We start from the raw sequence: 14,125 nt of genomic DNA, 5'->3' as shown, positions 1-14,125 counted from the left end.
CGGGATGTAGCTCAGCTTGGTAGAGCACCTGGTTTGGGACCAGGGGGTCGCATGTTCAAATCGTGTCATCCCGATTTCTAAAAATCACTATCTAAATCAGATGGTGATTTTTTATTTTTAATAGACATCCACTTCATAAATGTGGATCTCTTGATTACCGAAACTTTTCAGGGTCAAGGCTTTCAAGAGTTTAATGAGATGGGTTTGCATAAAGGTTTCTCCATTAGGTCACAATAGGTTTAAAAAAAGTGATTGAAGGGGTTTATGTGAACAGGTTCACCTTACGAAAACAATTAAAGAGACGCTGGCGGCGATGGAAACGAACATTGTGGATGGTTGCCGCTATATGTGCGGTTACGATATTAGCATACCGTGGTTTATCTATATCAGCAGCAGTTGAGCGTTTACTAACAACCGATTTTGGCGAAGCCGTAAATGTTATGGGCCCAGTTAAACATGATCAACGATCGGCACAGGAAATTCAGGTGATTGTAGAGCAACTTGAAACGGGTGCAGACCAATTAATACGTGTTGTTTTACAAACCAAATATATTTGCGGTGTTGAAACTGAACAACTGGGAAGAATGGATATCCCTCAATTAAAAATGCTGCTTGCTCAACATCCGGAGTGGGAAGCAAAGGTTACTTCCTCGGATACGTTACACCTGAATCAAAGCGTGGATGATCTTTCACCCGTTTGTAAACAAGAAGCCTACATCAGTATCGATGCTACAGGTCATCTCAATCTTTATGAGGGCAAGCCCGCTGAAGAGAACGTTATTCGCACGTTTTTTCAACTCGATGTAGGTACATTGGAAAGTTCATTGCCTGAAGGGGTGCTGGAGCAATTGCAAGAAGGCATCCGAATACAGGATAAAGATGAATATGACAGTGTAATTTCAACGTTTAGTGACTTTGCTGTGGATGAAACGCATCATTTGCTTCGAAATGGCGGATAACCCGACTGGCATAAAGGAATACAACCTTTAAGTCAAAGGTGTAGAGTTACCTAAGGGAAACGTATAATAAAGATAAGTGAAGAGATGGCTAGGGAAGGACATCGTGAGGATGTCCTTTTTGTCGTTTTTTAAGTCAACCCTTCTATAAAATGAGATCTTTGAAGAATGATCACGAAATAGCATAAGCTTTGGCATAGACAAAGTTTTTCCTGCCGCAAGGCCTATCTTTTGTTATAATGAAATGAACGATACATATGTTCGCTTTTGTAAGGGAGAGATGGTTTTGCGTTTTTTGGGAATTGACCCGGGTATTGCGATTGTGGGGTTTGGCTTTGTAGATAAAATCGGGAACAAGGTTGTGCCCGTACAATATGGTTGCATTCAGACGGAAGCACATACACCAGATGAGGATCGGCTTCTTCACGTATATGAGGGCATGGTGCAACTGATTGATAAGTATAAACCAGATGCAGTCGCACTGGAGAAACTCTTTTTTAACCGTAACGTAACAACAGCGATGTCTGTCAGCCAGGCTCGAGGGGTCATGATCCTTGCGGCTGCTCAGAAAGGTCTGCCTATTGCGGAATATACCCCGATGCAGATTAAACAGGCGATTGTGGGCTATGGCAAGGCGGAGAAGAAACAAGTGCAGGAGATGGTCAAAATGTTCCTTCGTCTGCAGGCTGTGCCTAAACCCGATGACGTTGCAGATGCGCTGGCTGTTGCTGTTTGTCATGCACATTCTTATACATTAAATTCCAAGTTGAATGAGGTATTGCGAAAATGATTGATTTTCTAAGAGGACAGTTCATACATGTCGAGAGTGATTATATTGTTTTAGATGTTCATGGGGTGGGTTACCGTGTGTTCTGTCCGAACCCCTACGCGTTTGCCAAGCAGGAAGGCGAGATAATCGTGTACACCCACCATCATGTGCGTGAAGATGCGATGCTGTTGTTTGGATTTGTGACGAGAGAGGAACAGCGTTTGTTCCGCAAATTGATTGAAGTATCTGGAATTGGCCCAAAAGTGGCGCTAGGTATTCTTGCCGGTGGCACGCCTGATCATGTGGTCACAGCCATTTATCAGGAGAATCTGACATTTTTGACGAAACTGCCAGGTATCGGTAAAAAAACAGCGCAACGTATGATTCTGGACCTGAAGGACAAATTGGACGGTTTCGGTACAGCAGCCTATGAAACGGGTCTCTTTGCACCACCATCCGAAGAGGTTGGGAGCGGGTCCTCATGGGATGAGGCGCGTGATGGTCTGAAGGCGCTTGGATATACGGATAGTGAACTGGACAAAGTATGGCTCAAGCTGAAAAAAGATGTGACGACCGCCGATTCTGTGGATGTGTTGATGAAGCGGGCACTGCAAATGTTATTTACGGGTTAATTTATATTTATTTTTATAGTCGTACTAGAGTTGTAACCTGCAAGAAAAGGGTGGGAAGAACATGGATGAACGGATTATATCCGCTAACCTGATGATGGAAGATCAGAACGTTGAATTAAGCCTTCGTCCCCGATATCTAAACGAATACATCGGGCAGAATCAGGTGAAGGAAAATCTTAAAATATATATTGAAGCCGCTAAATTGCGGAATGAAGCATTGGATCATGTGCTGTTATATGGACCTCCGGGCCTAGGTAAAACAACACTCGCGAATATTATTGCAAATGAACTTGGTGTAAACCTAAGGACCACTTCAGGACCTGCCATTGAACGTCCAGGTGATCTGGCAGCGCTACTGACGAATTTGCAAGAGGGGGACGTGTTATTCATTGACGAGATCCATCGACTTCATCGTACCGTTGAAGAGGTGATGTATCCGGCAATGGAGGATTCTGCTCTGGATATCATGATCGGTAAAGGGCCAAGCGCGCGTTCCGTTCGTTTGGACTTGCCTCCATTTACGTTAATAGGTGCTACGACACGCGCAGGACTTTTGTCAGCTCCGCTTCGGGACCGTTTTGGTGTGATTAGTCGTCTGGAGTTCTATACGGTTGATGAACTTGCCTACATCGTTTCACGATCCACTGATATTCTGGGTGTAGAGATTGTTGGGGATGCTGCGGAAGAGATTGCTTTGCGTTCACGAGGGACACCGCGAATTGCAAACCGTTTGTTGAAAAGAGTACGTGATTTTGCACAAGTACGCGGTGATGGCATCATTACACAAGCACTGGCAGAAGAGGCGTTGCAACGCCTGCAGATTGATCCGCGTGGGTTAGACGATATTGATCACAAGATGCTCAAGTCTATGATTAACAGTTTCCGGGGAGGTCCTGTCGGACTGGATACGATAGCCGCTACAATTGGGGAAGAATCTCAGACGATTGAGGATGTGTATGAACCTTATCTGCTACAGATCGGTATGATTCAGCGTACGCCAAGAGGACGTGTAGTTACTGATCTAGCCTATCATCATCTTGGTTTGCCTGTTCCCCCAAGAGACAGCAAGTAAGAGTTAGCTCTTACACATCGCCTACGTTGAAATGTTGATAAAATATTTGTATAAAAATACATTATAGGATGTAAACAGCGAACGGAATTCCTGGAAATTGAACAGGAAGTTGAAATCCCTGTGAAAACTACCGATATAAAGTGAAGAACTTGTATGGAGAGGAGCCTGATTGTGGGAAAAGCAATACGCACGAACAAGTGGAGTCGTCGATTGAAGGTACTGGCGGCTACTCTGTTGACAGTAGGGTGCTTGCATGTTCCAGCTTATGCGGCTGGTGATAATGGGCAATTGATTCGAGTAGCTATGTTTGCGAATTTAGGGAGCACATATAAATCAACAACACCTCTAATTACACTTGAATCAGCAGGCTCATGGAGTATACAGTCTGGTGGTGGTACCAATGTGACTCTTCCATCGGGGCAAACACGTTTTAGTGCAGATGGATTCCGCGTAAAAGTATTAGAGACTGCTGATTTCAAAACAGCCGCAACGACAGCTAAATTGCTTCAGGTTACGGCTGATAAACCTTTGCTGTATACGGTGACGTATAATGGAAAAACACTGTATCAGCTATACACCGGAAATTACGGTACAGCAGCACTTGCAGGACAAGCCGTTGCTCGGGTTCAAAAGACAGCTGCGGCTCAATTAGCGGGACAGAAACCGGTTGTAGCCGGAAGCGAACGTCTGTCTACAGGGAGTTACACTTCTCTTCAGGAAGCAGAAGCAGCACAGTCAAGTTTGCTTGCAGCGGGATTTACAGCTTATCCTGTATTGCAACTAGATGGAAGCGATCAAAGCTATACCGTATGGGTGGGTGAAGCGACATCTGCGGCGGAGTTATCTACGTTGAAGCAACGTGTGGAATCCAGTGTATCTGGTATTAGCCTCTCTCCTGTAGGTAACAGTCCAGGTTTGATTATCCGTCAGGATGCAGGATTGAGTACGGATGCTCTAAAAACGGCTCCACATTACACGATTGCAGGCCAGGATTCCAAAGTAATGGTACAAGGAAGCGGCAACGGCATAAAAGTTGTAGAGCGCTCCCAGCGTACATATCGCGGAGATATGGAGATCAGCATCGTTAATGGAGATCTGGCTTTAGTTAACGTTGTGCCATTGGAACAATACTTGTACTCGGTTGTTGGAGCAGAAGTGTATTCTTCTTGGCCAGCAGAAGCACTTAAAGTACAGGCGGTGGCTGCCCGCTCCTATGCACTCCAACAGGGTGAGCGTTTTAAAATTGCCAATGTTGTGGACACCACACTGAGCCAGGCGTATAACGGAATGAACTCTGAGAATGACAAAGTAACAAGTGCGGTGGATGCAACGGCTGGAGAAGTGCTCAAAAGCGAAGGCAAAATTGTAGAAGCAGTATTTTCATCTAATGCTGGAGGGCAAACTGCTCATCCTTCTGAAGTGTGGAACGGTGGGGCAGGTGTATTTACAAATGTGGACAGTCGTGGCGATCTGTCTGCGCAGGCTGGACTGCATACATGGTATCATGTGCTGATGAGTTCAGGTGTGAGCGGATATATTCGTGAGGACAATGTAAAAGAATTGACAACGAAGACGGATGCTGGACTCTCCAAAGCAACCGTCACGTCTCAAAATACAAATATTAGACCGATCCCGCTCATTCAATCCAATGTTGAGCCAGTTGCCAAAATCAATCCTGGAACGGAAGTTGTTGTATTGGCAAAAGTGGCTCAATCCAATGATTATGCATGGGTGAGAGGACCGTTTACCTCGGCACAACTGGTCAAGACATTGCAAGGTAAGACAACGGTACCCGCTCCAGCTTCCATATCAACGTTGGAAGTAACCAAGCGAGGGCCTTCCGGACGAGCACTGGAAGTTACGGCTAACGGGCAACCGTTGACTGTTAAATATGCGGATACGTACCGCTCTGCGCTTGGCGGATTACCAAGCACTTTATTTGATATTGCAGGGACCGGAAGTTATACTGTATTAGGCGCTGACGGTCAAAAAGTCAGCAAAACCGGATCACAGGGCGCTTCAATATTGTCTGCCTCAGGAACGGGCACCTCATCCAGCAACGTACTTGTTGTGATGAGTGCAGATGGTCAAGCGAGAGCCGTGACACAAGGTCAGACCTTTATGTTTATTGGTCAAGGGAATGGACATGGACTTGGCTTATCTCAATGGGGCGCCAAGGGTATGGCTGACGAAGGGTATGATTACCAGACGATATTGAAACACTATTATCAGAACGCGGTTATTGTAAAGGAATAAAAGACTACTATTGCATTAAGGAATGAATAGAGCATGAATGTGAACTTATATGATTTTGAGTTACCAGAGGAATTAATCGCTCAGACGCCGTTACTGGATCGTACAGCTTCTCGTTTGCTTACTTTAAACAAGGAGACAGGGGAGGTTGCCCATCACCATTTTCCCCATATTATCGATGTACTGCAGCCTGGAGATACACTGATTCTGAATGATACTCGGGTATTGCCTGCCCGCCTGTTTGGTACCAAAGCGGACACGGGGGCAAAAGCCGAGGTGCTTTTGCTTAAAAACGTCGAAGGTGATCAATGGGAGGCACTCGTCAAGCCGGGTAAAAAGCTGAGGGCTGGCTCTGTCATTGTGTTCAGTGATGAATTAAAGGCCGTCATTAATGAAGTAGGCGAGATGGGTGCACGTACGTTAACGTTTGAGTACAATGGTATTTTCCAAGAGATCCTGGATCGCCTTGGTGAAATGCCATTACCACCCTATATCAAGGAAACGCTGGACGACCGAGAGCGTTACCAGACGGTATATGCCAAACATGAGGGCTCGGCAGCTGCACCGACAGCAGGTTTACACTTTACGGATGAGTTGCTGGATCAGATTCGCGCTAAAGGTGTGAATATTGGATTTATTACCCTGCATGTAGGGCTTGGTACGTTTAGACCGATGTCTGTTGACATGGTTGAGGATCATGTTATGCATGAGGAATATTATTCTTTATCACAGGAAACGGCTGAACTGATTAATCAGACGAAAGAGCGTGGTAATAAAGTTTTTGCAGTGGGCACGACCAGCTGCAGAACGCTGGAGACGGTGGGAAGTAAATTCGAAGATGGCGTGTTGCAGGAAAGCAGCGGCTGGACTAGCATTTTCATCTACCCCGGGTACTCCTTCAAGGTGATTGACGGTATGCTGACTAATTTTCATTTGCCCAAATCAACACTGGTGATGCTTGTTAGTGCTCTTGCAGGCCGAGAGCATATCATGCATGCCTATGAGGAAGCTATCAAGGAGAAATATCGTTTCTTTAGCTTTGGCGATGCGATGTTGATTTATTAATAAACCGATTAACTTTTAGAGGATGATTATAACCAATGGCAGCAATTACGTACGAACATATCAAAACGTGTAAACAATCTGGTGCTCGTCTGGGACGTGTGCATACACCTCATGGTGTTATTGAGACCCCAACGTTCATGCCGGTTGGCACACAAGCAACGGTAAAAACGATGAGTCCCGAAGAATTGAAGGAAATGGATGCTCAGATTATTCTGAGTAATACGTATCATTTGTTCCTGAGACCGGGTCATGAAATTATCCGTCAAGCTGGCGGTTTGCATAAATTCATGAACTGGGATCGTCCTATTTTGACAGATAGCGGTGGTTTTCAGGTGTTCTCCCTTAGTGAGATGCGTAAGATTACCGAAGAGGGCGTACATTTTCGTTCCCATCTGAACGGTGACAAAAAGTTCCTTTCCCCGGAAGTGGCTATGGAAATCCAGAATGCCCTGGGATCAGATATTATGATGGCATTTGATGAATGTCCTCCATATCCAGCTGAATATGAATACGTCAAAAAATCACTCGAAAGAACAACTCGCTGGGCGGAGCGTTGTATTGAAAGTCATGCTCGTCCCCATGATCAAGGCTTGTTTGCTATCGTACAGGGAGGCATGCACGAGGATCTCCGTCGTCAAAGCGCGGCTGATTTGACTTCCATGGATTTCCCGGGGTATGCTATTGGTGGACTGAGTGTTGGAGAACCGAAACATTTGATGTATGGCGTATTGGATTACACGGTGCCTTTGCTACCTTCCAATAAACCAAGGTATTTGATGGGGGTAGGTTCACCCGATGCATTGATTGAGGGATCGATTCGTGGAGTGGACATGTTTGACTGCGTGTTGCCGACCCGAATTGCCCGTAACGGAACAACGATGACAAGTCAGGGACGTCTGGTCGTTCGAAATGCCAAGTTCGCAACCGATTTTGGGCCGCTTGACCCGGAATGTGATTGCTACACTTGCCGCAACTATTCCAGAGCGTACTTGCGCCATCTGATCAAAGCAGATGAAACGTTTGGCTTGCGTCTCACAACGATCCATAATCTTCATTTCCTACAGAACTTGATGCGCAATGTGCGTAAAGCCATAATGGAAGATCGTTTGCTTGATTTCCGGGATGAATTTTTCGATCAATATGGTCTGCATGACAATGACAAAGGTTTCTGATTGAGGTTTTTTGCGGAACCGATGTAACAAGCAGTAACTGTACGTATAGTCGATAAGGGGGAGTTTTGATGTTTCAGGGAATGCTTGCAACAACACCTAATGCTGGTGGTGGAATTTTTTCGTTGATCGTACCTTTGGTACTGATGGTCGCGATTTTCTACTTCCTGATGATTCGCCCACAGAACAAAAAGCAAAAAGCACGTAATGCGATGTTGGGCCAGTTGAAAAAAGGCGATAAAATTGTAACGATCGGTGGTCTTCACGGTACGATTGCTGAAATTACAGACGACGTTGTGGTACTGCGTGTAAACGACGTTACCAAGCTTACGTTTGACCGTAATGCGATTAGTAGCGCTGTAAGTCGTGAAACGGCTGAATAATGGTATACATGATGAGAATATGCACCGCATATTCTCGAACAGAGAATCGGATCTGAAGCAGATCCGGTTCTCTTTTTTTTCGTGAGTCGATTATGAGCGTTGTGTGTTGACTCCAAAGATGCCGCCAAGAGCCGATATAAGGAATGCGCTGAGTAGCTGTAAGCTGTCTTTCCAGTTAAACGAAGCGTCCAGTGCCAAGAATCCGATGAGCAACACGAGAAGCCCATAAACGATCCCTGTGAAGCCGCCATAATACCATCCTTTCTCACCCGAACGTTTCCCCGCAATGAAACCACCGATGAGCAATGACAAACCATGAACAACATAGGTATAGGTGGAAAGATCCTGTTCTCGCATGCCGCTCATCCACAGGAAGAAAGAAAGAATTAATGCTCCGATAAACATCCAGACAAAAGCGTGACAGAGGCCAGACAGAATTGGGTTGGACATCCGAAATGAGAACAAGCGGCGAATCAATTGCATAAAGCAACCCCCTTGTACAAGTTTGAAATTATTACAGTGTATGGTCAAGCCTTCTGACTTATGAACTGATTTCCATTAAATGAACGGATTATTTCTGCATGAGCATGTGAGGTTCAGGTCAAAATAGGGATTGCACTTCAGATCTCTGTACAATGCTGAAATTCGAAGGAGGTTCCTGTTATGAATTTCACTGATTTTGGCCCTCACATATATCGAACGATACTCATGTATTTCCTGGTGTATTGCGCTATTCGTGTTATGGGTAAACGTGAGATCGGCAAGTTATCTATGTTTGATCTGGTCGTGTCAATTATGCTGGCCGAGATGGCTGCTTTTGTGATTGAGGATATTAAAAAACCGCTATCTCATGGTATTGCTCCGATGCTGACCGTCATTGTTATGCAAATCGGGATGGCTTATGTTGGTTTGAAAAGTCGCAAGCTTCGTCTGATGATCGATGGGAAACCTACAGTATTAATCTCCAAAGGCAAGCTTCATCGAGATGAAATGCGCAAGCAACGTTACAATCTGGATGATTTGCTGCTCCAGTTACGGGAACAAAATATTGACAGCATCGGTGATGTAGATTTTGCGCTCCTTGAAACAACCGGGAAACTGACAGTGTTTCCGAAAGATCAGAGCTCGGGAAGTTCTGCTTCCGGTTCCGACTCGGGTTCTTCCAATTCATCTGCACGGCAAAAAGAAAATATTAAGCTGAAAGGTTTTCCCAACATCAAATATGAGGGTTTACCCGTGCCCCTGATTATGGATGGGAAAGTGCAGGATGAGAATTTGGAAATGATCGAGAAAACACGTTTCTGGTTGAAAAATCAAATTCAGCAAAAAGGTATCAACGATTTTAAAGACGTGTTTATATGCTCAATTGATCATAATGGCAAGTTGTATATAAGCGCTCGTGAAGACAAAAAATAAAACTATTTTTTTCCAGATCGACGGTTGAACCATGAGCCAATGAGGGGAGCACGTGATAGATCATGAAAGTCGATCATTTTGGTTAAACCCATGACCATAAAGTAAACAAGCAGACCGGCGGAAGTCGCAAGGATCATTCGGAGCCAGAACGGCAATAGCGCCTCTGTGTGTTCATAGATAAGCAAGGTTGCAGCACCCATGATGAACATGCCAGCTCCGGTTTTGACCCAATCCATCAGCTTGAAACGAAAATTTAATAACCGGCGCACACTGCCTGCGTGTAGCAAAGTTACAACCATCGAATTAATACAGATGGCAATAACGGCGCCGAATATACCGTATTCGGGTTGCGAAGCCAGCATCAGAATTAACGAAATTTTGATGACAGCACCGATAAACGTGTTTAATAATGCTTTACCTGGACGGTCGAGCGCCTGCAGCGCGGCCTGTAGTGGAGCTTGAATATAGATAAACAAGGCAAAAGGAGCCATCAGCTTTAACATGCTTCCAATCGATGCATCATCATAGAGTAGCAGACACATCGGTTCGGCAAGCACATACATAAAAACAGAAAAGGGTGCACCAGTGACTAGAGCTAGCCGCAGAGCCTGGTGCATTCTTTTATGAATGAGCGCACGGTCACCATTGGCTGAAGCTTCTGACAGAGAGGGGACGAGTGATGTTGCGAGAGAAGAAGTCAGTGCTCCCGGAAGTAGCAACAGTGGGATTACCATTCCTTGTAATGCACCATATTGAGCTGTGGCTAGCCCTTTAGCAATACCGGCAATGGCGAGACTCTGGGCTGTCACGATCGTTTCAGCGAGATAGGATAAAGAACCGACAAGACGACCTGCTGTAACAGGTACAGATATAGCCAGCAACCGGCGGATCAGTCCTCTCTGGGAAGGAGCAGACGCTGTAGAGAACTCATCTTTCTCTTGCACGTTGGAAGGGTCATCTGGTAAAGACTCTGATGAAGGAGAAGGAACCTGTTTTATACGACTATGACGAGAAAGGGGCAATTCTTTTTTAAACTTTGCATAATTCCACAGCAGAACCAGCATACCGGCGAGTTCCCCAACCATAGCACCGAGCATTGCCCCAGCGGCTGCATGTTCAATCCCTTTAGGTAACAAAAGCCATGCAAACCAGATAACAAAAATGATGCGGATGATGGTTTCAGTAATGGATGAAATCGCTGTAGGCATCATATTTTGCTTACCTTGAAAATATCCCCTGTATACCGCTGAAACTGCTATGATCGCAATCATAGGGCTCATGCTGACAAACGTATGATATACTCGATCATCCGTAAGGACATATTGGGTGATCCAAGGAGCAAAGAGGATACATAGAAACATAAAAACTACACCGAGCGTGAGTGTAAAGCTAAGGCTGATCTGTAATATACGTTGGGGCGAATAACGGTTGGCCCCCGTTTCGGCTTCGGCGACAAGCTTGGCCACAGCTAAAGGAATGCCCCCGGTAATCAGTGTCACCAACACGATGAAAAAGGGATAGCTCAGCTGATAGATGCCAACACCCTCTGCACCGATCACTCTTGGAAGAGCAATTCGTGGAATGAAGCCGAGAATCCGGTTGATAATGCCTGCCGCGAGCAGGATCATGGCCCCCTGAATAAAAGTCTGTTTCTTCAAAACTACCCCTCTTTCCCGGTTGAAGGTACAGGTTATCCTCATTGAAGGTACAGGTTATCCTCATTAATGGGACAAAGCCGTTGTATTTCATCCTATGCCGGTCTTTCATCATCTCATGACAACTTGGACACGATTAGCAAAAAGAACCATAAACAACAAGAAGGAATATGAATGGTTGGGGTCGAATGATGTAGTATTGGTGCCGCATAAAGGCTCGGATGTAAGAAGGGAGGCTCCCCGTTGGAAGAAATGAATGATGTGGAGTTGGAACAGTCAATAGAGATACTCTGTCGAAGCAAGGCGGAGGAATTAAGGCTTGTCGGTTACGAATATGTCACCAGCAAAGATGTCTGGAATTGTGTCAGTCACAAATACGAAAAACAGGGTATTCCACCACTTCACCAACTGGTGAACGACATATTGTCACTGAAAGCAACAAGCTTTATGAACTTTATGACGGTGTCTGCATACCGGGGGTCCTCTTTCTAGACGAAAGGGATCTTTTTTGTTGAAAATTGACTGCTTTTTACGGCATCGCTATAATAGGAATATTGAGAACGAAAGGGGATCTAGGAACGGCATGAAAAGAATTATCAGTTTCATTCTGGTCGTGCTTGTGACCACAGGGGTTATGGTGGGGACAAGCCCGGAGCTGCTCAAAAATATACGCTTGGGCCTTGATTTAAAAGGAGGCTACGAGATCTTATATGAAGCAGAGCCGCTCGAAGCAGGGCAGCAAGTCAGCAAAGCCTCCTTGGTGCAAACAGCCAAAAGCCTCGAAAGCCGTGCCAATGCGCTCGGAACAAGTGAGCCGGAAGTAACTACGGAAGGAACCAACCGGATCCGGTTGAAACTGGCAGGGGTTACAGATGAGGCTGAGGTTAGAGCCAAAATGAAAGAACCCGCTGTTCTGACATTCCGGAGTAAAGCACCGGATGACAAAGAAGGCGAGTATTCCAAAATTGAGCTTCGCGGTAATGAGTTTGTCGAAAATGCGGCCAAGGTTGTCTTCACTCAATTAAATGAGCCGATGATCGACATTAAAGTAAAAGACAAAGCTAAGTTTTCTGAAATCACAAAACGTCTGATCAATAAACCTCTTGCGATCTATCTGGACGATCAACTGCTGTCAGCACCCGAAGTTAGACAACAATTGACTGACGGATCTGCTCAAATCTCAGGTTCCTATACACGTGAAGAAGCGAATCAGCTTCGTGATACTATTAACCTGGGTGCACTGCCGCTGAAACTTACGGAGAAATACTCCCAAAGTGTAGGAGCAACGCTCGGTAAGTTGTCTCTGGATCAGACGATCAAAGCCGGTTTGATTGGCTCTGTTATCATCCTGATCTTCATGATTGGACTGTATCGCATCCCAGGTATCATCGCGAGCTTTGCACTGATCACTCATACGTGGTTAGTACTTGCCATTTTCTATCTTGGAGAATTCGTTCTTACCCTACCGGGGATTGCGGCCTTCATTCTGGGTATAGGTATGGCAGTTGATGCAAACATCATTACGTACGAACGGATTAAGGAAGAGATGCGTAGCGGCAAGTCGATTCTGTCATCCGTTAAGGCGGGAAGCAAACACTCCTTCCGTACGATTATCGACTCCAATATCACAACGATTATTGCAGCGGCTGTGATGTTCTTCCTAGGTACTGGTGCGGTTAAAGGTTTTGCACTCGTCCTGATTTTTGATATTGTGACCAGTATCATCACGAATATTTTCTTCTCCCGCTTCCTGTTAACCCTACTTGTACGGGGTAACGTAGTCAAGAAGCCTAAGTATTTCGGAGTGAAGGAGAGTGAAATTCGTGCGCTTTAATTGGAATTATGATTACGTAAAAGGCAGTAAGATTGCCTATATCTTTTCGATTATATTAACAGTTACGGGAATCGTCAGCATTCTCTCATTGGGATTGAACTACGCTGTTGATTTTCGTGCAGGCTCAAACGTGGATATTACGGTCTCTAAAGCTATCACAACAGAACAGATTAATCCTATTGTTAAGGATCTTGGTGTTGATGAGGGTGATGTCCAGATTACGACTGGAGCTGACAGGGTTAACGTTCGTTTCTCTAATGAATTGGATGAAAATCAGGAGAGTAAATTCAAGCAGGAATTCAGCAAACTGGACTCCACAGCTTCTTATGAGGTTAACACCGTTGATCCCGAAATGGCTAAGGAATTAGAGCGCAATGCGATCTATGCGGTACTCATAGCGAGTATCGGGATTATGATCTATGTTGCGATCCGTTTTGAATGGCGCTTCGGTCTTGCAGCCGTTATTGCACTCTTCCATGATGCATTTGTCGTTATCAGTGTATTCTCCATCTTCCGATTGGAAGTGGACTTGACCTTTATTACAGCAGTGCTGACGATTGTCGGCTTCTCGATCAACGATACCATCGTTATCTTTGACCGGATTCGAGAAAATCTGCGTTTTGCCAAAAAGACAACAAAAGCGGATTTACGTGAGGTTGTGAATCATAGTTTGGCTCAAACGATGACCCGTTCATTGAACACAACGTTTACGGTATTTGCTGCTTCAATCTGTTTGTTCATCTTTGGTGGAGAGTCCATTCGTATGTTCTCTCTTGCAATGGTAATCGGAACATTGTTCGGTGCGTATTCTTCAATTTTCATTGCTGCTCCACTCTGGTTGGTGCTCAAAGGTAAACAAATTAGCAAACCTAAAACAGCGGCAAAAGCTTCTAACTAAACATCGGAATGTAAAGCCGCGTC

14 protein-coding genes and 1 tRNA gene are annotated in these 14,125 nt (G+C 45.2%); 13 read left to right on the top strand and 2 right to left on the bottom strand.

Annotated features, from left to right (window positions below; translation table 11 throughout):
* From FS818_RS14665 to yajC, 9 genes are all read left to right on the top strand, one after another.
* Positions 1–74: transfer RNA gene (locus FS818_RS14665), tRNA-Pro, on the top strand.
* A 258-nt stretch (positions 75–332) separates the two neighbouring features.
* Complete coding sequence (locus FS818_RS14660) at positions 333–959, top strand: BofC C-terminal domain-containing protein (protein WP_186375481.1); 627 nt, start codon at positions 333–335, stop codon at positions 957–959.
* A gap of 283 nt (positions 960–1,242) precedes the next feature.
* Positions 1,243–1,746, top strand: coding sequence for a crossover junction endodeoxyribonuclease RuvC (gene ruvC / locus FS818_RS14655; RefSeq protein ID WP_145332690.1), 504 nt, complete (start codon positions 1,243–1,245; stop codon positions 1,744–1,746).
* Positions 1,743–2,357, top strand: a complete 615-nt coding sequence (gene ruvA, locus FS818_RS14650; RefSeq protein ID WP_145332689.1) for a Holliday junction branch migration protein RuvA — start codon at positions 1,743–1,745, stop codon at positions 2,355–2,357. The genes ruvC and ruvA overlap by 4 nt, the downstream gene beginning before the upstream one ends.
* Positions 2,358–2,418: 61 nt before the next feature.
* On the top strand, positions 2,419–3,429 hold the full coding sequence (ruvB, locus tag FS818_RS14645; RefSeq protein ID WP_123066274.1) for a Holliday junction branch migration DNA helicase RuvB: 1,011 nt from the start codon (positions 2,419–2,421) through the stop codon (positions 3,427–3,429).
* 168 nt (positions 3,430–3,597) lie between these two features.
* Positions 3,598–5,685, top strand: coding sequence for a SpoIID/LytB domain-containing protein (locus tag FS818_RS14640; protein WP_397351772.1), 2,088 nt, complete (start codon positions 3,598–3,600; stop codon positions 5,683–5,685).
* Positions 5,686–5,718: 33 nt separating this feature from the next.
* The gene (queA, locus tag FS818_RS14635) at positions 5,719–6,747 is read left to right on the top strand and encodes a tRNA preQ1(34) S-adenosylmethionine ribosyltransferase-isomerase QueA (protein ID WP_145332687.1); all 1,029 of its coding nucleotides are present in this window, start codon (positions 5,719–5,721) and stop codon (positions 6,745–6,747) included.
* Between the two features lie 35 nt (positions 6,748–6,782).
* Positions 6,783–7,919 carry a tRNA guanosine(34) transglycosylase Tgt gene (gene tgt / locus FS818_RS14630; protein ID WP_090915605.1) on the top strand — a complete coding sequence of 379 codons (1,137 nt, stop codon included), beginning with the start codon at positions 6,783–6,785 and terminating at the stop codon, positions 7,917–7,919.
* Between the two features lie 68 nt (positions 7,920–7,987).
* Complete coding sequence (gene yajC, locus FS818_RS14625; RefSeq protein WP_090915603.1) at positions 7,988–8,299, top strand: preprotein translocase subunit YajC; 312 nt, start codon at positions 7,988–7,990, stop codon at positions 8,297–8,299.
* Between the two features lie 90 nt (positions 8,300–8,389).
* Here the strand turns inward: yajC and FS818_RS14620 are convergent, their stop codons facing one another.
* Positions 8,390–8,782 carry a TIGR04086 family membrane protein gene (locus FS818_RS14620; protein WP_145332686.1) on the bottom strand — a complete coding sequence of 131 codons (393 nt, stop codon included), beginning with the start codon at positions 8,780–8,782 and terminating at the stop codon, positions 8,390–8,392.
* 180 nt (positions 8,783–8,962) lie between these two features.
* Here FS818_RS14620 and FS818_RS14615 point away from each other — a divergent pair, with 180 nt between their 5' ends.
* Entirely contained in the window at positions 8,963–9,715 is a 753-nt protein-coding gene (locus FS818_RS14615; RefSeq protein WP_145332685.1) for a YetF domain-containing protein, read from the top strand.
* Positions 9,716–9,717: 2 nt separating this feature from the next.
* Here the strand turns inward: FS818_RS14615 and FS818_RS14610 are convergent, their stop codons facing one another.
* Positions 9,718–11,373: a putative polysaccharide biosynthesis protein gene (locus FS818_RS14610; protein WP_145332684.1), complete on the bottom strand. Its 1,656-nt coding sequence runs from the start codon at positions 11,371–11,373 to the stop codon at positions 9,718–9,720.
* A 249-nt stretch (positions 11,374–11,622) separates the two neighbouring features.
* Here FS818_RS14610 and FS818_RS14605 point away from each other — a divergent pair, with 249 nt between their 5' ends.
* The 3 genes from FS818_RS14605 to secF all read left to right on the top strand — a co-directional run bounded on the left by FS818_RS14605 (position 11,623) and on the right by secF (position 14,102).
* The gene (locus tag FS818_RS14605) at positions 11,623–11,862 is read left to right on the top strand and encodes a post-transcriptional regulator (RefSeq protein ID WP_145332921.1); all 240 of its coding nucleotides are present in this window, start codon (positions 11,623–11,625) and stop codon (positions 11,860–11,862) included.
* A gap of 91 nt (positions 11,863–11,953) precedes the next feature.
* On the top strand, positions 11,954–13,204 hold the full coding sequence (gene secD / locus FS818_RS14600; RefSeq protein WP_145332683.1) for a protein translocase subunit SecD: 1,251 nt from the start codon (positions 11,954–11,956) through the stop codon (positions 13,202–13,204).
* A complete protein-coding gene (gene secF / locus FS818_RS14595; protein WP_145332682.1) occupies positions 13,194–14,102 on the top strand; it encodes a protein translocase subunit SecF in 909 nt (302 codons plus the stop codon). The genes secD and secF overlap by 11 nt, the downstream gene beginning before the upstream one ends.
* Positions 14,103–14,125: the final 23 nt, after the last annotated feature.

Source organism: Paenibacillus xylanexedens (genome assembly GCF_007680605.1).
Lineage (GTDB): Bacteria > Bacillota > Bacilli > Paenibacillales > Paenibacillaceae > Paenibacillus > Paenibacillus xylanexedens_B.
This window is presented reverse-complemented; position numbering and strand designations above follow the sequence as displayed.